Source organism: Salegentibacter sp. UBA1130 (genome assembly GCF_002311535.1).
Classification (GTDB): Bacteria; Bacteroidota; Bacteroidia; order Flavobacteriales; family Flavobacteriaceae; genus Salegentibacter; species Salegentibacter agarivorans.
Genome location: NZ_DCAP01000021.1, coordinates 64,899 through 88,911 on the forward strand (window position 1 = coordinate 64,899; position 24,013 = coordinate 88,911).

15 protein-coding genes are annotated in these 24,013 nt (G+C 36.3%); 7 read left to right on the forward strand and 8 right to left on the reverse strand.

Features of this window, described 5'->3' with window-relative positions:
• Positions 1-136: 136 nt before the first annotated feature.
• Positions 137-349, reverse strand: a complete 213-nt coding sequence (locus tag B4F31_RS08320) for a hypothetical protein (protein WP_075327077.1) — start codon at positions 347-349, stop codon at positions 137-139.
• A 240-nt stretch (positions 350-589) separates the two neighbouring features.
• Between B4F31_RS08320 and B4F31_RS08325 the strand changes: the two genes are divergently transcribed.
• Positions 590-1,054, forward strand: coding sequence for a hypothetical protein (locus B4F31_RS08325; RefSeq protein ID WP_093306472.1), 465 nt, complete (start codon positions 590-592; stop codon positions 1,052-1,054).
• A gap of 21 nt (positions 1,055-1,075) precedes the next feature.
• Here the strand turns inward: B4F31_RS08325 and B4F31_RS08330 are convergent, their stop codons facing one another.
• The gene (locus tag B4F31_RS08330; protein ID WP_286761060.1) at positions 1,076-1,738 is read right to left on the reverse strand and encodes a haloacid dehalogenase type II; all 663 of its coding nucleotides are present in this window, start codon (positions 1,736-1,738) and stop codon (positions 1,076-1,078) included.
• Between the two features lie 627 nt (positions 1,739-2,365).
• Between B4F31_RS08330 and B4F31_RS08335 the strand changes: the two genes are divergently transcribed.
• The 4 genes from B4F31_RS08335 (at position 2,366) to B4F31_RS08350 (ending at position 5,826) form a co-directional block, all read left to right on the forward strand.
• Positions 2,366-3,106: a helix-turn-helix transcriptional regulator gene (locus B4F31_RS08335; RefSeq protein ID WP_286761061.1), complete on the forward strand. Its 741-nt coding sequence runs from the start codon at positions 2,366-2,368 to the stop codon at positions 3,104-3,106.
• A 49-nt stretch (positions 3,107-3,155) separates the two neighbouring features.
• Complete coding sequence (locus tag B4F31_RS08340; protein ID WP_286761062.1) at positions 3,156-3,899, forward strand: transglutaminase-like domain-containing protein; 744 nt, start codon at positions 3,156-3,158, stop codon at positions 3,897-3,899.
• Positions 3,900-3,956: 57 nt separating this feature from the next.
• Positions 3,957-4,583, forward strand: a complete 627-nt coding sequence (locus B4F31_RS08345) for a hypothetical protein (RefSeq protein WP_143083686.1) — start codon at positions 3,957-3,959, stop codon at positions 4,581-4,583.
• 187 nt (positions 4,584-4,770) lie between these two features.
• Positions 4,771-5,826, forward strand: coding sequence for an IS110 family transposase (locus B4F31_RS08350; RefSeq protein WP_286761063.1), 1,056 nt, complete (start codon positions 4,771-4,773; stop codon positions 5,824-5,826).
• A gap of 489 nt (positions 5,827-6,315) precedes the next feature.
• Here B4F31_RS08350 and B4F31_RS08355 read toward each other — a convergent pair whose 3' ends face one another.
• From B4F31_RS08355 to B4F31_RS08380, 6 genes are all read right to left on the reverse strand, one after another.
• A complete protein-coding gene (locus B4F31_RS08355; RefSeq protein WP_286761064.1) occupies positions 6,316-9,183 on the reverse strand; it encodes a TonB-dependent receptor in 2,868 nt (955 codons plus the stop codon).
• Positions 9,184-9,266: 83 nt separating this feature from the next.
• Positions 9,267-10,970: a gamma-glutamyltransferase gene (gene ggt / locus B4F31_RS08360; RefSeq protein ID WP_286761065.1), complete on the reverse strand. Its 1,704-nt coding sequence runs from the start codon at positions 10,968-10,970 to the stop codon at positions 9,267-9,269.
• Between the two features lie 390 nt (positions 10,971-11,360).
• The gene (locus B4F31_RS08365) at positions 11,361-11,819 is read right to left on the reverse strand and encodes a COG2426 family protein (RefSeq protein WP_286761066.1); all 459 of its coding nucleotides are present in this window, start codon (positions 11,817-11,819) and stop codon (positions 11,361-11,363) included.
• Between the two features lie 8 nt (positions 11,820-11,827).
• On the reverse strand, positions 11,828-12,778 hold the full coding sequence (locus B4F31_RS08370; RefSeq protein ID WP_093306533.1) for a calcium/sodium antiporter: 951 nt from the start codon (positions 12,776-12,778) through the stop codon (positions 11,828-11,830).
• Positions 12,778-13,284 (reverse strand): hypothetical protein, encoded by a 507-nt coding sequence (locus tag B4F31_RS08375; RefSeq protein ID WP_093306536.1) that lies wholly within the window; start codon positions 13,282-13,284, stop codon positions 12,778-12,780. The genes B4F31_RS08370 and B4F31_RS08375 overlap by 1 nt, the downstream gene beginning before the upstream one ends.
• A gap of 767 nt (positions 13,285-14,051) precedes the next feature.
• Positions 14,052-14,777, reverse strand: a complete 726-nt coding sequence (locus B4F31_RS08380) for a hypothetical protein (protein WP_286761067.1) — start codon at positions 14,775-14,777, stop codon at positions 14,052-14,054.
• A gap of 1,428 nt (positions 14,778-16,205) precedes the next feature.
• Here B4F31_RS08380 and B4F31_RS08385 point away from each other — a divergent pair.
• Together B4F31_RS08385 and B4F31_RS08390 are read left to right on the forward strand one after the other, a co-directional pair.
• Positions 16,206-17,234 carry a helix-turn-helix transcriptional regulator gene (locus tag B4F31_RS08385; protein WP_286761068.1) on the forward strand — a complete coding sequence of 343 codons (1,029 nt, stop codon included), beginning with the start codon at positions 16,206-16,208 and terminating at the stop codon, positions 17,232-17,234.
• A 441-nt stretch (positions 17,235-17,675) separates the two neighbouring features.
• On the forward strand, positions 17,676-24,013 hold a 6,338-nt coding region (locus B4F31_RS08390; RefSeq protein WP_286761069.1), incomplete at its 3' end, for an MBG domain-containing protein.

Here is a 24,013-nt window from a genome sequence, read left to right on the forward strand (position 1 = left end):
TTAAAATTAGCTATCAGTTAGCAGAAAGGCGAATTATAGTAAAGGTTTTGGAAAGATTTAACTTTGTAAAAAGCGGTGGATATTTTAAGAAGAGTTATTTAGTATTCGAGGTGGTAAAGATAAAGTTGAAGTGGTTTTAATAATCGGTAGTATTATCTTCTTCAGTAGTTAGACTTTTTCTGCGCCATATTATATAAATAGCAGCAATTGTTCCCAGCCCCAAAACCAAAGCAAATATTTTGGGCGGCGCGTCTACAACATTTTCCTGATCAAATGTAAAAGAACCAATCATCACGAAACTTCCGGCTAAAACGCCTAATGTTAATAATACTTTTATTATTAGTTTCATAAAGTTATATTTTGAAATTCAAATAGGCATTAGGGCTTTCACTCTACTTAAACCGAATTTTTCGACTTAGTTTCTATTAAGATTTGGCTTCAATATAAAGCACAAGAATTAGCGCAAGGTTAATTTAAAGTCAATTAATTGTTAAGCCTCAATTTCTTTTTAGAAACAATTTTTATCTTTCTTTTTATTTTATTTAGTCAAATATTTTAATGGACCGAGGCGGATAGCATTATTGCTATTATGAGCCTTGGATATAAAGAAAGAGCAATGGATGTATTTACAATTTTAGTCTCGGGATTGGTTGCTACATCGGTTATGACCTTATTTAGCTACGTAGTGTCTAATTTTAAATCTAAGCAATTTAGGGAACCGGAGTTGCTCAACTCTTTAATTTCACGCTCTAAAATTATTGAACAGAAACCATCAAAGAATCATTTTTTGGGTTGGCTTATACATTATTTAATCGGTTGGTTTTTTGTGTTGGTTTTTAGTTTCATATGGGAATACACTCAATTTTCTGCAGATATAATTTCCGGGGCTGTTCTTGGTTTGGCTGCGGGAATAATTGGGATATTTGGTTGGAAAATAATGTTTAAATTAAATCAAAATCCGCCAGAAATAGATTTCAGCCAATTCTATTTACAGCTTATAATTGCACATATTTTATTCGGAATAAGTGCAGGTATGGTGTACTCGCTAATCTAAATGCGTAGTTGAAGTTAATTTTCACCCTATTTTCTCTGCAATTTCTGTTATTTCTTTTACCCAAAAATTAGGTTTTTCGGCTAAATTGTAAAACTTTTTTTCGGGTCTTTCTACAAAACAGGTTTGAAGGTTTGCCCGCTGGGCACCCATTATATCCCAGGCGTGTGCTGCCACCATCATTGCTCTTTTGGGGGTTACCTCGTATTTTTTTAGAATATACCTGTAACTTTCAGGATGTGGTTTATATTTTTTTATTTCTTCTACGCTGTGAATTCCATCAAAAAATGAAGCTATTTCAGCAAATTCAAGTTGTGCATTGAGAACATTTGGCTTGCCATTGCTAAAAGCGATGAGCTTAAAACCAGCATCTTTTAGCTGTTTCAAACCTGGTTTTACATCGGGATAGGCAGGGAGCCTAGTAATTTCAGAAAGAATATTCTTAATTTCTGAATCAGAAAAATTCTTGTCAAATTTCTCTGAAATCATTTTAAAAGTTGCAGCGGCAATTTCACTAAAATTTTGGTAGTTGCCATTAGAAGTTTCTACCAGGGAATAGTGAAGTAATTTCGGAAACCAAACATCAAAACCCATCTCGTTTTCCAGCGCGGCGTTTATTTCTTCCTTTAGCGGAATAAGGTTTAAAAGAGTTTCATTTACATCAAAAATTATAATTTTTGGTTTCATTGTAAATCAATGTTTTAGAAAAGGAAAGATAAGTTTTCTTTAAATAAAAAGCATAAAAAAATCCCTTCTGAAAAAGAAGGGATTTGTAGTAGCGAGACCAACCGATGATGCACTTGATGAAGTCCTCAATTTCTAGAAAGCAATTTTGTCGGACGCTTAATTAACAAACGAAGGAGATCACTATATAATTTTTTGTGATGTTCCCTTACTATATTTAGTTTAATGTCTATAGGAAAATGAGTAGGAAATAGCAGCTTTAGAGGTTAAATTTCACAATATTTAGAGTATTTTTTCAATAATCCAGTTTCATTTATATTGACTAATTTATTTATTTAAATCCATAAATTATTCAATTATCGCTTTTATTCTTAATATTTTGTTAATAACTATAAGAAAAACGCTTTATACTTGCGTGGATAATTTATAGATTTGGATTCCCTACACTATTATATTTCAACGTTTACTCGCATAGATAGAATGAAGTTGGTTATCCTAAATAGATGCGACTTCTATATTCTTTTCGAGTTTTTAAACTTAAAGTAAACCCTGATTATATTTAATTAGGGAATTAAAAATAGCAGATTCATCGCTAACTGCAAGGGCATCAATGGTACCCACCATTTAAAAATGACGAATACAGTACATATTGATAGAGACTTTGGTTGGTTTGTTGGTAGCTTTGAAAATAACCAGCAACATAAGCACTATGCTGTTCAGTTGAGTATTCCAATTAATGGTAAGGTGATTTTAAAAACTAAAGATGGCACCTTCGAATCTGAACAGCCAATACTGATTAAGTCAAATGTGGCCCATCAGATTATTTCCAATACTCGCCAATTTTTACTTCTAATCAATCCCGCTTCGACCATCGGTCATTTTTGGAATCATCTATCAGATAAGGAAATTCAAGAAATCAATCTGACACCTGCATTGGAATTAAGAAGAGCATTGATTGATACGAATCCGCAGCAGGTTTTAGCCAAAGAGCTAAATTCAATTATAGAAAAACACGACTGTTTTTGTAGTTCAGCTATCCACAAAGGCGATGAAAGAATTAATAACGCCTTAGTCTATTTATCAAACCATTTCGACAGAGTAGTATCCCTTGATGAAATTGCAGATCATTTTAATGTCTCATCAAGTCGATTTCTTCACCTTTTCAAAGAAGAGACAGGAATTACTTACAGGAGAGCCCAACTATGGAACAAACTTATTAAAGGTATAACTCAGTTCGGTAAAAAGTCGTTTACAGAGATTGCACTTGGAGTTGGGTTTTCTGACAACGCCCACTTCAGTAGGGTTTTTAAAGAAAACTTTGGCTTCAGCCCTCTTGATTTTTTAAAGATTAGCCAGTTTGTTCAAGTTTAAGTTTACAGGTCAAAAGACCTTTGGTATACAAATCAAAAACGATATTGATATGGAACAGCAAATTGAAAAGGCGATAGACTTTAAAAAATATCTGAAACGAACGGACATCTTAGATTTTGACAATCCTTCAATAACATCCTTGATTAGGGACAGAGGATGGAAAAAAATGACTGAAATAGATAAAGTAAAGAGCATTTACAATTATGTGAAAGATGATGTGAAATTTGGCTACAACATCGCGGACAACATTTCAGCTTCAGAAGTATTGAAAGATGGATTCGGTCAATGTAACACAAAGGCGAATCTTTTTATGGCTCTTTTAAAAGCAGTTGGTATTCCCAACAGAATGCATGGTTTCACCATCCATAAAGCCCTTCAGAAAGGTGCAATTACAGGAATTTGGTATAAACTTTCTCCAACAAATATTCTTCACAGTTGGGTCGAAGTGTATGTTAATGAAGAATGGTTCAATTTAGAAGGGCTTATTCTTGACAAACCTTACCTAACAGGTTTACAAGAAAAGTTCTCTGATTGTAAGACAACATTTTGCGGCTATGGTGCCTACACAAATAATTTTCAAAGACCACAAGTTGATTGGAATCAAAATCACACATATATCCAAGAGAAAGGAATCAACCAGGACTTTGGACTTTTTGACACCCCAGATGACTTTTACAAACTACATCAACAGAAACTCAGTCCTTTCAAAAGGTGGATATACCAGAATTATGTTCGACATTTAATGAATAAGAATGTAGAAAGAATAAGAAGAACGGTGAGTAACAATGGCTAAAAAATCATAGCTGCCCTGCGGGACAGCAACGCTTTTAGCCCAGCGTGGTAGCAAATTTTGAAAAATGTAAATTACATATCATTTTTGATGATTCTAATTTTATTCTCTTGTGACCAAAAGAATAAAAATTTGGAACAAGGAGCCTATTTCTATCCTGAAAAAGAAAAGCTTAAAAAGATTACAAATCGTAAAAATATTTTTATTGATAGCATTAGCAATTATGCTGAGTTATTGAAAGAAATTGACAAAGCAGCTTGCAATGATTCGGTTCCAATTATTAATTATTCAACAAAAGAAAATAGATTTAAACTTCTCCCTTGGTACGAGTGCTCAGAGAGTAATATTGTTAGTTGTCCGACATTCAGATCAAGAATATTTATCCAAAACGATTCGATTCTAACAAATTATGATATTAAACACTCTATAGATAGTTTAGAGATAATATTGAAAAGACATCTCTTGAATAAAGGACAAGATTTTAATTATTCGGACTCACCAGATCGTGCTGGGATAGAAATCTATTTTGAGGATAATGTAGAATCGGATGAAATTAAAAGCCTATTAACTGATCTCTCTAATAAGTTTAATCATTTGAATAACAAGTACTCTGATACTTTATATTTGAAAATATACTTCAGAGATAGAGCTTTAGAAATGATTACAACACCGCCACGCCTCCTCTAAAACTAAATTAGAGAAGAAAAACTTGCAACAACAATATATAAAAATAATGCTAAGACCTGTTTTAAATCGGAATTCCGAGCTCACTTGTCCTACGGATAATCACGCTCGCCCGCTCGCACAGTTTTTATAGCATCAATGAAAAAGCAGTAATCGAGTATCTTTAATAATCACTATAAAAACTAAAGATATGGAAACCCGAGTTACTGCCTTACCAAAGTTATTCATAGGAATTGACATCCACAAGAGAAGCTGGAAGATACACTGCAGCACAGATCTTTTTGCTGGGAAATCTTTTACCATGCCACCTGAGCCAGAGAAATTATATCCATACGTTCAGAAACATTTTCCCGATTACCAGGTAACCACTGCTTATGAGGCTGGTTGTTGTGGCTATTCTGCGCATCGTAGCTTCGAGAGTTTCGGTTGGAAATCCCTGGTGGTAAATCCAGCTGATATCCATCGAAAAGGAAAGGAGCGCCATACCAAAACCGACCGTATCGATGCCCAATTGATTAGTCGGGAACTTAAGGACGGGCGTTTGGAAGGAATTATAGTTCCAGGTAAGGAACGAGAAGAATTACGCAGTCTCTTCCGTCGCCGGAACGAATTAGTTAAAGACCTCAGGCGCATCAAATGTATGATCAAGATGCAGCTACTTTATTTTGGAATCAAAGTTCCTCCGGAGTTTGATAATGATCACTGGAGCCACGCTTTTCGGAATTGGGTAGATAGCCAACAGTTTAATTATCCTACTGCCCGGGAAACTATGGCCAGTAAGATGCGCACCTTTAGGTTTATAGATAAAGAGCTTCGTGATGTTTCCAGTCAGCTCAGGGCCTACTGTCGTAAACATTTTAAAGAGGACTACTACCTGCTAAGAAGTATTCCGGGAATTGGCGGAATTGTAGCGGTAGGAATTATTGCAGAACTGGGAGATCTCAGACGTTTTAGCAGCCTCAAACACCTTGCAGGATATGTAGGGCTGGTTCCCGGTATATATCAAAGCGGAGCTACTTCCAGATCTATGGGAATGAGTCCACGGTGTCACGGGCTCATTCGCTCTTATTATGTGGAAGCTGCCTGGCAGGCCATTAGAACCGACCCGGTTATTCAGGCTTACTACCGGAAGCATCTGGGGAAAGATGTCAAAAAAATAATAGTTAAGGTAGCTCACAAATTACTGAGTCGGACTTTAGCTGTGATAAAAACAAAAACTCCTTATGAAGTGGGGGTTGTAGCATAAATATAAATCAATGATCAAGCTCAAAGAATAAGGCCCATACCACAAAACGTCTCGGGTGACCATTAATGGATCACATTTTATAGCTAGTGGATGGGCTACTTTAACCAATCATAATGATGCTGGTGGCGTCCAAAGAGATGACCACAAATAGGATGCTGAGCTGGTTATTTTGCATTGAATTCTTACTGAAGCAAAGCTTCATTAAAAATTCAACGCCCTAAAAATTGAAGGAGTATGGAATAATGAAATTTAAAATATTATTTTTGAGAGACAAGATTATTGCTTTTCATAGGATGAGACGTTGGCAAGCAATAAAAGACATCTATTTAGATAGGGGTGGGGCAGTGGCCCAATATATTAATTGGTAATTAAATTTTATCTTTTTTCAAATCAGTTTAGATATAAATCTAGAAAATAAATAGCAAATATTTAAAATAAAAAATCCCCGAGATAATTCCGGGGACTATTTATAAGACTCTATAAAAATCTCTATTGGAGATTAATACTCAACCTGGCAAATAAAAACCGACCAGAAAACCCAAATTGCTGGGCAGACCTGGACCAGTCAAACCTTCCATCACTACGGTTTCCGAAAGCTGGATCCGCTGCATCTGGATAAATATCAAAAATATTATTTGAGCCAATAGTTAAGGTTAAAGCATTAGTCGCTTTAAATCCTATAGAAAGATCGGTTATTACTTTCCCATCAAATTCCTGTTGTCTGAGCGGATCTGAAACCGCCTCCGTTACTTTACCGAAGTAAACATTTCTTAAGAAGAAGTTGAATTTTCCTGCAATAAGACTATTGCTTAAATTAACTTTTGTTCTTGGCACAGCCTCTTCAAGATAAATACGACTATCCTCTGGAAAATAGGTGTCAACTAAACCTGCACGCTCCAATTCTGGAGAAGCCTGAATATCGCCGACTTGCTTTGTTTTAGAAAACGTAGCGGCCAGATCTGATTTCAATTTAAAATTATCCCCAAAAATAGCATTATGAGTAATAACCGCGTCAATTCCTTTGGATTCGGTATCTATGGCATTTGCAAAGAAAGCTGCGGCTGTGGCATTGGCCTGCGAGAGTAACTGATCTAATTCGGTACCCGTCCCTGGACCTCTAAACTGACCTGTATAAACTACTCTGTCATCTATAGCTACAAAATATCCATCTGCAGTGAAGGTAAGATTAGCATCAGGGATTTTCGCAGTAAGGCCAACACTTAAGCTACGGGATGTTTCCTCTTTTAGCTCTGGAATACCAAGTAATTGTGCAGCACGACTATCATTTGAAAAGGTTCCAACTTCTACCGGATCTCCTTCATCATTGAAAATGGTGGAGGTAGAATTAAAATTTAATTGGTGCAAAGAGGGAGCTCTAAATCCAGTATTGGCTGCTGCCCTAATATTTACATTATCACTAAGTTTATATCGTGAGGCAAGTTTGAAATTTATAGTCGAACCAAAATCTGAATAATTTTCAAATCTTGTAGCAAAGGTTAAAAGAAACTTGTTAGTCAAATCCGCTTCTAAATCAAGGTATCCGGCTACACTACTACGTTCTCTTGAAATTTCATTTTTTGGACTAAATCCTGGAAAAACCTGAGAACCTCCAGCCCGAGAGTTTCCGAAGAAATCTTGTGCGGGAATTTGTGATGCATTAGTAATAACATCTCCGTTCTCGGTATACTGTTCGTAAGAAGCTTTTTCCCCTGCAGTAATTTCATATTTCTCCCAACGATGTTCAGCTCCAAAAGCAATATTAAATCCTGAAAACACATCGTCAAAGTATTGAGAAATATCAAGGTTCGTAGTGTTCTGAGCAAAAGAAAATCCACCGGCATCAAAACTTGTCGGAGAGGCGCCTTCTAACGATGCATTGGAAGTATTAGAAATAAGATAGTCAAATCGGTTTTGGCCATACGTATTACTAAAATCTACGTTCCAATCACCAACCATTCCTTTAATACCTGCTGCCAAGGATTGATCTTTAATTTTTGAATTAATTCTTGGAAGAAATCCATTAATATATATTGGAGTATATGTTCGACTCTGATTTGGTAATCGGTAGAATCCTGCTGATTCTCCTCTTCTAGAACTTATACCGGCAAATGAATATATTTCGGTTCCATTGTCATCTAAAGGAAGTGAAAGATTAGCAAAAAACCGGCCGCCACGAAGGGCCGATTGTCCTACCCTCATATTATAATCGCTGCGTTGTTGGCCGCGAGCATCCAATTCAGCTTCGGTGACATTCATACTTAGTAAATCTTGTAATCCTGATCGGTCAGCGGAGGCAATATCATTTTGAAAATCGGAATCAAAATAGGAGACCTGTTGTGCAAATTCCTGAATTTGACTATCGCTTAAATTAGAGATATCGGCACCATTATTTGCAGCAACACGTTCTATGGCGTTGTAGGCATTAAAAATAGAGCCTTCCCATTCTCCCATTCTGTTATAGGGTTCCCGATAATCAAAATCACCGGAGAAATTAACAAAGCCACCATTTTCACCTAAAGCGATACCATAACTGGCAGCTACATTTACTGTTTCGCCATCTATTCCACCGGTTTGCTTATTTGCATTTTTAGAAAAATTCGCCCCTGAAGTTACATTTAGGTTTAATTCTCCAACTTCTTCATTTAAAACGATATTAATAACTCCCGCTATAGCATCTGAACCATATTGAGCCGCCGCACCATCTCGTAAAACTTCAATCCTTTGAATTGCCGCTGCTGGAATTGCATTTAAATCGGTTCCTACACTTCCGCGTCCGAACGATCCATTTACATTTATTAGGGAAGAATTATGTCTTCTCTTACCGTTTATAAGGACTAAAACTTGATCTGGACCAAGTCCTCTTAACGAAGCTGGATCAATGTGATCGGTACCATCGGCAATAGTTTGTGTATTTGAGGAAAATGAAGGAGCCACATAATTAAGCATCTGGTTAAGGTTAACCTGGGGTACTGCGGTTTGTATTTCCTGGATATCCAAAACATCTACGGGAACGGCAGACTCTACTACCGTTCGGCTGCGACTTCGGGAGCCCACTAATACTACTTCTCCTAAATTAGTTCCAGCTACCATCTGGACATCTATGGTAGTTTGGTCTATCAGTACTTCCCGTGGATCAAATCCTACGAAAGTAAACACAAGTGTTTGTCCAAGAGACGCACTGATCGAATAATTACCATCGAAATCGGTAACTGTTCCCTGGTTAGTCCCCTTTATGGCAACTGACACTCCCGGTAAAGGCTGGGATTGATCATCTACTACTGTTCCCGAAATTTGCTCCTGTCCAAAGGCTAAAACCCCCAGTAAAAGAAAACAAACTACTAAGTAATTTTTTATCATAATATCTCATTTTAAAAACGAAGATACTAAAACATAAACCTAGTAAACCTATATGTTATTAACTTTAACGAAAACCGTTTTCGTTAAAATCCTCGTGCTGCTTCATCACCTCTTGGGTCTGCACCGCCTTCTAATTCACCTGTAGGTAATATTTTAATGGCATTGACTTTCCCTATAATCTGAGAATCGTTTTCATTTATATGATATCCTTTACCTTTAAGTGAATCCAATAATTGCTTTTTAAATGCATTGGGTTCGAAGAGGATTTCATCCGGGAGCCATTGATGATGAAACCTGGGAGCGACCACCGCTTCTTGCATTGTCATACCAAAGGATTCTACATTTAAAATTGTTTGTAGCACCGAGGTTATAATAGTAGAACCTCCAGGACTTCCAACTACCATATAGAGATCATTGTCTTTTTCTACAATTGTTGGTGTCATAGAACTAAGCATTCTTTTGCCAGGTGCTATCGAATTAGCTTCTGCTCCAATTAAACCGAACATATTAGGTACTCCTGGTTTGGAACTAAAATCATTCATCTCATTATTTAGGAAAAAACCTAGTTCTTCTATATACATTTTGGAACCGTAGGCACCATTAAGAGTCGTGGTCACGGAAACTGCATTACCCAAGGAATCTACAATAGAGTAGTGGGTAGTTTCCATACTTTCCCAACCATTAATCTCCCCATAGTTTATTTCGCTGGAAGGCGTGGCTTGGTTAGGATCGTAAGATTGCATTCTTTTTTTCAAATAATCTGTTGAAAGAAGGCTATCGGTGGGAATTTCTACAAAATCTGGATCTCCTAAATAATAGTTCCTATCTGCATAAGCTCTTCTTTCGGCTTCTGTTAATACTTGAATATATGATAAATTGTTATGCCCATATTGGGAAAGGGGATAGGGTTCAATCATTTGTAAGATCTGTCCTAATACAATACCTCCACTGGAAGGTGGAGGCATTGAAATGACATTAAGGTCTTTATATTTAACTTCTATGGGTTCCCTCCATTGCACTTCGTAGTCTTTTAAGTCTTGTTGTGTAATTATACCGCCGTTTTGCTCTAAAAAAGCCACAATTTTATTCCCAATTGTTCCATTGTAAAACTCATCTCTTCCATTTTTTATTATCTTTTCCAGGGTATTGGCGAGTGCAATATTTCTAAGGGTATCACCCATTTGGTAATTCTTTGAAAATAAAATACTATCCTGATTTTCTCTTAACAATTCTTCTCGATATTTATCTAATCGATTTTGTTGTTTTTCGGTAATAATAAAACCACTGCGTGCCAGCTTTACTACTGGAACCAGAATGGTATCTAAAGGGAGTGAACCAAATTTCTCGTGTACAGCAAAAATACCCGCTACCGTACCCGGTACTCCAACAGCTAAACCTCCATACCGACTAATTTCTGTATTGACTTCTCCTTTTTCATTTTGGTACATTTTTTTAGTAGCAGCGCCAGGTGCCTTTTCCCTAAAATCCAGTGAACCTTTGGTCCCATCTGCTTCACGATAGACCATAAATCCGCCACCCCCAAGGTTCCCGGCAAAAGGATAGGTTACTGCCAGAGCCATTTCGGTAGCTACCATAGCATCAAAGGCATTACCTCCTTTTTGCATAATTTTAACCCCGATCGCGGAAGCTTCTGCACGTGCAGAAACTACCATGGCATTGGGAGTAATTAAAGCTTTGGAAGATTGTTGTTGTAAGAGTATTTTGTCTTCTGTCTCTTTACAAGAAATGCTAAGGATGGCAATTAAAATGAAAAAATAATACCTCATAGAATTATTATTATAGCTTTTAAAATTGAACTGTAATTGAAACTCACAAAAGTAAATGAGTTTTATTAGTGCACAAGTATATTTAAAGAATGGATATTTTTTAAATATATAATATCGTACTGCCTAAGATAGAATGACCAAATTTAATGATCACTAGGTTTTTTTCAGAAATACTCAAAATCGGGAATTCCCTTCTTAAACTATTATAATGGGAACCAAATTAGTTAAGCACATTAATAAACCTGGTACAAAAAAGTTTTACTCAATCTTTTATAAAATATGTACCTGGTAAAATCCTGAAAGCAATAGTACGATAGCATTCTCTGTTGCTTTTTATATTGTACCCTGTTACCGAACATATTAGAATTTAAAGAATGGATTAATCAAATTTTAATAAACTCCCTGGAAAGATAAAACTGTTAGTGTCCAAACTATTATACATGAAAGATAAATCCCTAGGGTATTAGCAATAAAAGCTTGTTTCGTTTCCAGACCAAATAACCAGGCAGCGATAGTCCCGGCATAAACGCCAGTTCCAGGAATTGGCATCATCACAAAAAAAAGTAATCCCCAAAATCCATATTTCTGAACATTTTTTCCAGCACCTAATTTTGCTCTGCGGGCAACGAAAATAGCAGACTTTTTATAAACGCGCCACTTGAGCAAATACTTGTTGATATGTTTCAGGAAAAATTGCATCAGCGGAAAGACCATTACATTAGCGGCAAAGCATAGTGTAAAAGCAAGGTAGTGGTTTACATTATTATAGATTGCATAAGGTATTCCAACCTTTGCCTCACCAAAAGGTGAAATACTCCATAGCATGGAGGTGAGTATATCGTTGAGCATCGTATAGTTTAGATTTCCTGGCTTACCAGGTAAATGGTATAGGAGATAAAAATAACTACCAGTAATGCAGACGCAAGTCTACCCAGTTTTTTCTTTCCAAGGTAAAGGAGCAGGAATAATAGGGTCGTCCCTCCAAGAAGTAAGTAAACATCTCGGTTAAATGCTACATCATATGCGATTGGTCTCACAGTGGCGCTTAGACCAAGGATAAAGAAAATATTGAAAATGTTTGAACCTATTACGTTACCTATGGCGATATCACTATTTTTTTTCAGTGCAGCCACCACAGAAGTAGCAAGTTCAGGTAAAGAAGTTCCCGCCGCTATAATCGTTAAACCAATAAGTTTTTCGCTAACTCCCATTTCAGTAGCCATAAATACGGCACTGGATACCACCATTCTCCCTCCGGCAACTAGTGCAATAAGTCCAATGATGATTAATCCCCAAATTTTCCAAATCGGTAAATTTACTTCTTTGATTTCCTCAAGTACCGGTTCACTTTTTAGTTGGGTATAGACATAAGCCAGAAATATTAAAAACAGAATTAACAGGATGATCCCATCCCCACGGCTTAAAATTTCCTCCTGAAAAATATAACTATTCGCCATTAGCAATACCATTAATCCCGCCAATAATGAGATGGGAATCTCCTTAAAAAGCGTACTGGATTGAACCGCTAAAGGGGTGATTAATCCTGCTACTCCAAGAATAAAGAATAAATTAAAATTATTACTACCAATTATATTTCCGAAAACAATGTCCTGATGGTTTTCGATAGAAGCGGCTAAATTTACCACTAATTCAGGGGCAGAGGTCCCAAAAGCAACTATAGTTAATCCAATTGCCAGATCAGATATTTTTTTCTTCCTAGCAATCGTGGATGCACCGCTGACTAACCAGCCTGCTCCTTTGATTAGAAGAAACAGGCCAAGGGCTAATAAAATAATATATAAAAACATTATGCAGTACGTCTTAGGTATGGTTGAGTGGAGAGGTATTTCCGTAATTCCAATGCCAGTTTTTGTGCATTATTTAATTCAAACTCCTGATTATAATTCAGGTCATGATCAAACAAGGTTATTACCTGAAAATCCAGTGAATTTTGCTCATAAATTTCAAGATCTATACGCGTTAGAATTTCTTCAGGTTTTCCTTGTATCTTGTAGGTATGAGTTTGGGGTCGTATTTTAATATCCCCCATCTTAATTAAATTTATTAATCTTATTTCAAAATTCATTTCTGTTTTTTGGACAAATAAAAATTGCCTTTTTTCTACATCTACTCCTGCAAGGTTGTTATTCCAGAGGAGTTCATAACTAATATTAAGCCCTAGTTTTTGGGCTTCTTCCTTAAACCTGTTTATGATATTTTTTTTCTCTTTGTTTGCGATTAAAGGAAATATAATAAAAGGTAAAAAACAGATGATTACTAATATACTGGAAATAATTATAAAATCGATTTTCATTTTTCTGGATTTAAAATTGTGATTCTTAAAAAATTAGGAGCTGGTAAAACATATCCATAGGGATATGTCACCGATAGATGAATACACTAGTAGGTGAACCCTCACCGGAATTCTAAAGAAAAAAATGAAATGGAAAAATGATAGCTGAAAGATCTAAGCCCGGCTTTATAAATCGGTTTTTTGAATAGTAGGCTTTTAATTTTGAAAGCGCGCTGGCATTTTCCAAATACCGATAGATGATTGAATAGTTGCTGGATCGGTAATGTGAAAACTCTATTGAAGTAGAAAGATGGCTTGGGGATAATAATTTCAGGTCTTCTGATAATTCAGCTTCAACCTGATTTTTAGTATGAATTGATTCAGTATCCGAAGCATACAAATTAATCGTACTGTTTCCGAAAAGTATTAGAATTAAAATTAGAACCAACTTAGAATACGACATAATAACATCTGAATTACAGCTCAAATTTAGGTGTTAATTCTGTTAATTATTTATTAATATTTTTACAGATAATTCAATTTTTTTTAAAGTATGTCCTTTTTTAAAACATAAATTTCTTAATAAATTAGCGTTGGTTGTTTATACCGTTGTTTATTGGAATACTTATGATGATGGACATACCAGGTTGCCTGAAATCCTACGACTGTTTCTGAAATACCTATGCTAACATTTATTTTTAGATGACCAGTTTTGATTTCTTCTGCGATTGTCTCAGTTAACATATAAATGGTCCTAGACTTTCCTGTTACTAACTAAAAGTATTTCATTAAAGTTGATTGATTTCCCTATATTCCTTTCCTGCATTATAAATCAGATTTATTAAGTCAAGTTTTTTCTTTTCCTGCAATAAATTAGAATTAATTTTCTTCGATACAAGAAAATCTAAAAATAAGGGATGATAGCTTTTAGGGATTGAAAGATTCTCAAGTAAGAACTGTTTATTTAAAATATCATCCTTTTTGAATAATATTTTGAGCTCATTATAACTGATCATTTTTTGGTTGGGAAGATCCGTTTTGCGGGCTTCTTTTTTCTTACTCAGTAAGCCCTTAACCGCTTGTAAAAGATAAATAATATTACCTTTGTGGGGTTCGTAAAATGTAGGGTTTTTTAGAATGTCCTGTTGGAGGGAATAATATAATTTTTCATCTAATTTTTCAATAGGTACCGTTTTAAAATTGCGATTACGAATCTTTACCTCGTCCAGCGTTGTATTTTTTAATTCTATTACAATATTGTTGGTTAGGTGATTTCTTTCAATTATAAGGTTTTCTTCTTCATATAAAATCGACTTAAAAACTATGGTATCCTGAACATTAGCACTTATTTTAAAAAAGCCATTTCCATCAGACGTAGAATTCAGTTGTTGAGTTATATTCTTCACTGTTATATTATGATCAATTCGACCATTAGCATTATATAAATATCCTTTAACTTCTTGTCCGTATGTTTGAAGGGAGATAAATAAAAGAAGGTATGAAAATATCTTCATTAGATTTAGGGTTCTTTTTTGAATTGATTCGTGCTATTTTATTTTTTAATTTAATCAATTTAAATGATACTTCAACAGTAGCCATATTGATCGCTGAGTTTTCTCCAGGAAGTTTTATGGCGTTATTAGGTCTATATTTATTTTTTAGGTATCCCCATAAGCCAGATAACATCTAGCTCTTCAAGGTAATAATCCATATATTTTTTTCCCGCTTAAAAGCCACGGCGGGCCATATTTGCCATATACGGGAATTTTTATTTTTTAGAGATTATTTTTCTTTTATCCTTCTTCTGCATTACTTATTAAACGGGCTTAGCAATATCCACTTTATTGATGATATTATTCTGAAGTAATCAAGGCTTTGATCAATTGCTCCCAGGTACGGTGGCGCTTCAGCTAATACGTATTCTATAATTAATTTTCGCCTATGATTCTGAATTGTAATAGAAGAAAAATTTTACTCGATAATCGAGTTTAAATGCTCCGTCCCGAAGCATCGGGAGGCCTCGAAATCAAAATATAATTTTCAATAATAAGCTATGCCGATGGGCAGGATAAAAGACTACAGTTTAAATTGCAACAAATAAAGAGGCAACTACCGGATGATAAGAAGAAAAATAGGTATTCAAAAGATGATTTAGAACACAACTTTGAGAGGATTTTCAGGAAGGCAAAAGCTATATTTGAAGGTAGGCCCTCTTAAATCCCGTTTTAAATTAAAATTACTACTTATTGAGTCGTTTAGCCTGATTTCTTGCTTTAATCCTAATTAAGGATTTTTCAATTAAGGTAATTTTTTTATTTAATGAAGTATTTACCCGAAACGATCGGATAAGTAAAATTAAAAAAACCAGTGTTAGAAAACTAAGTAGATCTTCTATCATCTTTTTTTACGTAAATTATATAAAACCTTAGAATCACTGTATTGAACGGATATTAATTCGCTCTTAAATATTTAAGACCTAAACAAGTTCAAAATTCCTTAACCTATAGAACCAATGCTAACCTTATCTTGGAATCTCAAAACCATAGCTTACTTCGGATTGAGGGTAAATAATTTACTAAGCTACAGCATAAATTATTTAGAATTGAATATTTTAAAATATCAATGGGGATGATTTTTTTTTAATGCATTCTAAATCATATTAATTATCTTTTTATATTTGCTGTTAAATATATCTTAAAATACAACATAACCCTTAGGTGACCTGATTATTCATTGATGTAGCTTTATTCATTGTGAGGAGAATTGCATCGAAATAGCAAGCTTATTATTGAGAGAAAATTTAAAGTTAAATGATTATAATATTGCTTCTCGCAGCCATCTTCGGCTTTGTGCTAACTACCACTTTATTTTTTAAAAAATCCGTTAATACAGTTGCAACTCGCATCCTGGGTAGCTTTTATTTTCTATTATCGGTTTATGCATTGCAGGCTTATATAATAGATGGGGGATATTTAGAGCATTTTCAATGGTTTTTTTTATGGCCCTTACTACCCTATAATCTTATTTTCATTCCTATATATTATTATTTTAAAGTTATTTTGACGGATCATTTAAGCTTTGATAAAACGGAATTAATTTTACTTGTTCCTTTTTTATTAGGTTTGATAGATGTTACTTACGTTTATCTTCAACCAGAAAGTGTTTATCAAAATATTATATCAGGAGCAATCTCAAACCCTGAGACAAGGCTCAATGCAGAATACTTGCTGCTAAGCCTTGATCAACATCTTCTTATGAGACACCTATGGCAGCTCGGGGTCTTGGTTACAATAATTCCTGAAATCAGATTTTTTATAAAAAATGGCGATAATGATGAATTAAAAAATATTCTCAACAAGTGGTTGTTGATTTTCTGGGGAATCCTGATGATAATGGCTTTGTTGGCTATTATTTATGCCCTGGAAAAAATGATGTTGGTTGAAATTTTCGACTCATTAATCATAATAGGTAAAAATGGTGGAATAATTACGCTTCTATTGTATATTGCCCTTTTCCTAATTGGTATAATTCCAATTTACTTTCCCAGTATATTGTATGGATATCCGCAAAAGCAAAGACCTGACGCAAATTTTATTTTACATGAAGAAACTGAAGGCCTGAAATTTGGCTTAGAAAAGGAAGAAGTACTGGTCAAACTCAAACGTTTGAAGGAAAACAACTGTCATTTAGATAAAAATTTTAATCTATCTGAATGTGCCAAAAAGTTGGATATGCCTTCCCATCATATTTCATATTTTTTAAAACAATACTATGGATTAAGTTTCGCTGCATATAAAAATACCTTGCGTACAGAGCATGCCAGGAATTTAATTGAACAAGGCTACCTGGAAAATAATACTATCGATGCTTTAGCCGAAGAATGCGGATACGCCACAAGAACTTCCTTCAGTAAAACTTTTAAAAGTCTTATAAACATTAGCCCCAGCGAATATGCCAGCACCTTAAATTAACAGCCTAAAAGCTCCGGTTTCGGAAAACAACCCGTGCTCAAATCAGATTTGGACACCTCATTTTTCTTATTTTAACAGTCTTAACATTTTATTTAGACTTTTTTTGTTTGGTAAATAAATAGTGCACATTTCAAATTTTGGTCTTGTGAAATTTTCACACCAATGATATAAAATTCTTAACCTACTCTCATATGATGAACTTTTACACTTCTACGATTTTCAAGTCGGCATTTAATCTGTCTACTTCAGTTCAAATCCGAAACATTTAAAACAGTTTTTAACTATCCCGGACTAACATTAATGCTCGGAGTGGTTATGAAGAATAATTCAACAACTTAGATATCCTACTAATCTGAGATTATTCTTTAGCCCTATCCTTCATTTTTTCCTACAATCTGAGGCCTGCAATTCTTTGTTATAACCTATATTGAATCTTAATCTATGCAACAATTTTACAACAAAATACAAGCTCTGATCATCTGTAACAAGAGCTTTTTAATATTATTTATCTTAACCTTTTTCATTAGTGGAACGCCATTCGCTCAAACGCCAGCAGACCAGAATTTTGATGCTCAACCTTTAAGTAATTCTTATCAAAACCTATCCTTAGGTATTGATGGAGTTCGATATACAGGAGGCCCTGGCTCTGACCGATTCGTTGGTGTTGATGAAGTATCAGCAATCTCACCACATCCTGCGTTTTCAGGAAAAGCATTACTGATTGGAAACAATGTGGCCGAAGCTGGAGGTTATGCTGAGTTTTTTAGCATTGATAATACCAATAATTTTAAACTCGTCTCTCTTAACATAGAGACCTACTCTGATTTTAGGGGATATGCTACGGAATATAAAGTAATTGGTTATGATGATGGAGTCCAGAAAGTAGCCGTGGAAATAAATATGTTAACTGCGGGTACTTATGGTTTTGGAAATGATGCCGTAGTTTATTCTAATTTGTATTCAGAGGGAGGGGGTGATGTTTCAGGTCTCTTGACTTTTGGTTCAAATTGGGAAAATATTGATCAGGTACGATTTCAGATAAAAATTCCATCCACTGCATATTACTTGGTGGGATTGGATAATATTGATTTTGAGCCGGCTGTTTCCCCAACAACAGTTCCAACAGCAACAACTTCAGCTGCATCTTCCATAACCGCCACCGAAGCTACTTTAAATGGAGAAGTAGCTGCCGATGGCGGAGACCCAGTATACGAGCGTGGTTTTGTGTACTCATCCTCAGACCAAACCCCAACAATAGGAGAATCGGGAGTGACTCAAGCCCATGATGGAAGTGGAATAGGTGCTTTCAGCGAGGCACTTACGGGATTGAGCGCTTCCACGTCTTATTATTACCAAGCCTATGCGACCAATAGTGAAGGGACAACTTATGGTGGGGTAGAGAGTTTTATAACTAGCGCTGTGAACAATCCCCCTACTGATATTAAGTTACCGCTATATAATGTAAGTCGAAATCAAAGTCCATTCGCAAAACTTACAACAACTGATGCTGATCCAACGGATACATTTACCTATACTTTAATTGCTGGGGAAGGAGATGATAATAACAGTAGTTATGAAATAGTAAAATCTGGGGTAGATTCTTATGTACGATTTAAGGTGAGTGGAGAATTCATCCCTGAAGGATTAAATAGTATACGGATACAGACTAGTGATGGAATAGATACTTTTGAGAAGATCTTTTCATTTAATGTCGCTTATAGTTTTGAAAATTTTTCATGGACAAGTTCCAGTAATGTTGCGAATACCACCGGGGTAACGTATACATTTAATTATGAAATTGTAACGCCCAATCCTACCAATATTCTTTACGTTATTAATTATGATGGATGGGAAGTTCCCTTTCTTGGAGAAAGCTCTAATAATAATAAAATCACCGATGCCGAAAAACAGAATGTTACTGTAAAGGTGAATGGTGTGGATCAAGACTTCTCAATTCGAAACTGGAATACAGGGCTGATGGAGGTTAGTTTAACAGATTCAAATATCGCCGCTGGGGCCCAGGTTCAAATTATTGTAGATAATGTAACCAATAAAGGTGCTGGCTCCCATTCTTGGCGCTTAATTAGGACTTCATATCCCTCCGGTCAGCCTATCGATGAAGCTTTTGGGCCAAACCCAATTGTGTTACTGTCAAGCACTACTCCAGTTGTAAGTACAATTTCAGCTACGGAGGTAAATTCTTCCCAGGCTATACTGAACGGAAATATCACTTCTGATGGCGGAGCTACCGTTACAGAGCGCGGCTTTGTCTATTCCAGTTCAGACAATACTCCAACCATAGGAGGATCTGGGGTAACCCAAATTAGTAATGGTAGTGGAACAGGTACTTTTGAAGAAAGTGTTTCTGGTTTAAGCGGTTCCACAAATTATTATTACCAAGCCTATGCGACTAACACTGAAGGGACTAGTTATGGCGGAGTGGAAAGTTTTGCAACCTTGACTTCACAAAACCCACCATCTATTACCAGTACACCAGCGAAAACTATTCCTTACGGTCAACAATACAATTATGGTGTAGTAGCTTCGGTAGAAGGAAATTTGGAAACAATCTTAAGTGCACCCACCCTACCTGCTTGGTCGAGCTTTAGTACAGATGGAGTAGGTACCGCCGCTCAATTTGGTGATATTCCTTCAGGTGTATATTTGTCTGGTGTAGCCGGAGATGAAGAGGGAAATATTTATGCCATCAGACAAAATGGAACCGAAATTTTTAAAATAGAACCGGATGGTACTTCTACTTCCTGGAAGTCAGGAATGATACCAGGAAGCGTTTATGCACTCCATATTGCGAATGGATATGTTTATATCCCTAGATATTATAATTCTACACAGTCTATCACAAGGGTACCGCTTAACGATCCATCAGCCACAGAAGAGGTTTTTATCGCCCGATCCGGTGGAGTTCTTTCTTTGACAGATAAAGATGGATTTATTTATGCCGCCAATTATAGTAATAGTGAGATATTGAAAATAAATGAATCTACCAAAGCGGTAGAGGTGGTTTTAACCGACGCTGATGGAATACCAACATACGGCCCATTTGGATTAACCTTCGACGATGAAGATAATCTATACATCGCTACCTGGGGAAATAATACCATCTTAAAATATGATGGAACATCAGTCAGTACGGTTCTTTCCAATCTACCGAGGAACGTATCCTCTATTCGAGTTGATGCATCGGGTAATTTCTATCTTTCGATGTCAAACGGTGGAGTCAGGAAGTACACTTCAGATTTCAGTTCCTTCGAAGTTGTTTCGCTTAGTGAGACTGATAATATTTGGAGCCTCTCTTTTACTTCGAGCGGCTCTTTGGTCTATGCGAAGTATAGTACCAATGAAGTTTATCGCCTTCAGACGGGAGCGGTATTAACCGGAACGCCTACTAAATCTGATGTAGGTGATCATCCTGTGGTATTAAGGGCCGAAAATGAAACCGGGTTCATCGAGCAAGCCTTTACCATCACTGTAATAGATGAAACAGCTCCGGCACTCACTACGCTGTCGCCGGCAAATAATGCCACTGATGTTACGCTTCAGCCTTCGCTAAAAATCACGTTTGACGAGGAAATCGCTTTGGGAACTTCAGGTACGCTGACAGTCAATAATGGGTCTACGGTGCTTAGAACTTTTGATCTTTCGGAAACTGTGGATCTGGATTTGATCGAAGTTGCAGAAGATAATCTTAGTGTTTCGATTCCATTAGATATTGCCTTACCAGTCAATACAAAAATCAGTATTGGACTATCTGGCGGTTTTGTTCAGGATCAAGCTGAAAATGATTTTGATGGATTTACGCGGGATTCCAATACCTGGACATTCACCACCATCAACAAATTAGATCAAAACATCACTTTCCCAGAAATTTCCACAAAAGCTTATGGAGACGATGAATTTATCCTGGGTGATGAAGTTACCGATCAGGGCTTGGTTGTCACTTACACTGCCCAGGATACTGATATAATATCAATCTCGGGGAATAAGGCTACTATTTTGAAAGTTGGAACTACTCAAATCACAGCAACCCAGGAAGGAGATGAGGAAACTTTTTCGGCAGAACCTGTAACACAAACTTTAAGCGTTAATAAAGCAGCAATTACCATAGCGGCAGATAATAAGTCGAAAATCTATGGGGGTCCTGATCCTGAACTGACTTACGAGATTGCTGCCGGAGATTTAGTAGGAGATGATACTATTACGGGAGAACTGATCCGTGAGAATGGGGAAAATGCTGGCTCCTATACTATTCAACAGGGTACATTAAACTTAAGCAGCAACTATGATCTTACCTATAAAACTGCCGATCTAACCATAGAAAAGGCAGAAGCGGTAATCACTGCAGATGATACACAAACTTTTACTTATGATGGAGCAGAAAAAGAAGTGACTGCAGAATTGAATCATACAGAAGCTGAATTATCATATACTCCTCAGCAAGGCTATACCGATGCAGGAACTTATCCTGTAACCGTATCAGTCGGAGAAACTGACAATTATCTGGCTACTTCAAAAGAAGTGTCTTTGGTAATTGATAATGCAGAGACCACGGGAGTAACTCTTGAAGGTGAAACTTATACATATGATGGAGCTTCAAAAACACTCACGGTTACTGGTCTTCCAGAAGGTGCTTCTGTAAGTTATAACAACAACGATAAAATTAATGCAGGAACTTACACAGTAACTGCAACAGTTAGCCAGAAAAACTATAATGACAAAATCCTGACTGCTGATCTTGTCATTGAAAAGGCAGAAGCGTTAATCACTGCAGATGATACACAAACTTTTACTTATGATGGAGCAGAAAAAGAAGTGACTGCAGAATTGAATCATACAGAAGCTGAATTGACCTATACTCCACAGCAAGGCTATACCAAGGCAGGAACTTATCCTGTAACTGTCTCTGTTGATGAAACTGACAATTATCTGGCTACTTCAAAAGAAGTGTCTTTGGTAGTTGATAATGCAGAGATCACAGGAGTTGCTTTTGAGAATGAAACTTTTACTTATAATGATGAAGTTCACAATTTAGCTGTAACCGGTCTTCCAGAAGGTGCTTCTGTAAGTTATAACAACAACGATAAAATCAATGCTGGAACTTACAAAGTTACTGCCACAGTAATCCAGGAAAACTATAATAATAAAATCCTGACTGCTGATCTTGTGATCAACAAAGCAGAAGCTATAATTACTGCCGAAGCTACGCAAACTTTCACGTACGACGGAACTGTTAAAAATGTTGAAGCAAATTTGAATCACTCCGAAACGCAATTGGCTTATGCTCCGCAGCAAGGATATACCAATGCGGGAACTTATCCTGTTACCATTTCTTCGGAAGAGACCGACAACTATTTGTCTGCTTCTAAAGAGGTGTCGTTGGTCATTGAAAATGCGGAGATCGAAGGAGTAGCTTTTGAAGGAGATACTTTTATCTATGATGGTACTAAAAAATCCATCGCGGTAATCGGTCTTCCTGAAGGAGCGACAGTAACATACGCTAACAACGGGCAAATCAATGCTGGGACCTACAAAGTTACTGCTACTGTAACGCTGGAAAACTACAATGATAAAATCCTGACTACTGATCTTGTGATCAAGAAAGCTGAAGCGGTAATCATTGCCGATGCTATTCAAATGTTCACTTATGGTGGTATTGTTAAGGATGTTTCAGCAACATTAAACCATTCTGAAACTCAATTGACTTATACTCCTCAGCAAGGCTATATCAATGCAGGAACTTATCCAGTTACTATCTCTTCTGAAGAGACTGACAATTATTTGTCAGCGTCAAAGGAGGTTTCCTTGGTAATTGACAATGCAGAAATCGAGGGAGTAACTTTTGAAGGAGAAACTTACACATATGATGGAGCTTCAAAAACTATCGAAGTAACCGGTCTTCCAGAAGGTGCTTCTGTAAGTTATAATAACAATGATAAGATTAATGCAGGTTCTTATAAAGTAACTGCAACTATCAGCCAGGAAAACTATAATGATAAAGTTCTGATTGCTGACCTTGTCATCAAAAAAGCAGAAGCCGTTGTCACTGCCGATGCTTTTCAAACTTTTACTTATGATGGTACTGAGAAGAATGTAACTGCAAGCCTGAATCATTCAGAAGCTGAATTATCATATACTCCTCAGCAAGGCTATACCGATGCAGGAACTTATCCTGTTACTATTTCTGCGGAAGAAACGCATAATTACCTGTCAACTTCAAAAGAGGTTTCTCTGGTAATCGAAAATGCAGAGATCGCGGGAGTAACTTTTGAAGGTAAAACTTTCACCTACGATGGAACTTCAAAAGATATTTTCATTACTGGTTTGCCTGAGGGTGCCACAGTGAAATATGAGAACAACGGACAAACCAATGCTGGCACTTATAAAGTAACAGCAACTATCAGTCAGGAAAACTTTAATGATAAAGTTCAGACTGCTGATCTTGTGATTAACAAAGCTGAAGCCTTAATCACTGCCGATGCTATTCAAACTTTCACTTATGATGGTACTGTTAAGGATGTTGCAGCAACGCTAAACCATTCAGAAGCTGAATTATCGTATACTCCTCAGCAAGGTTATACCAATGCAGGAACTTATCCTGTTACTATTTCTGCAGAAGAAACGCATAATTACCTGTCAACTTCAAAAGAGGTTTCCCTGGTAATCGAAAATGCAGAGATCGCGGGAGTAACTTTTGAAGGTAAAACTTTCACCTACGATGGAACTTCAAAAGATATTTCCATTACTGGTTTGCCTGAGGGTGC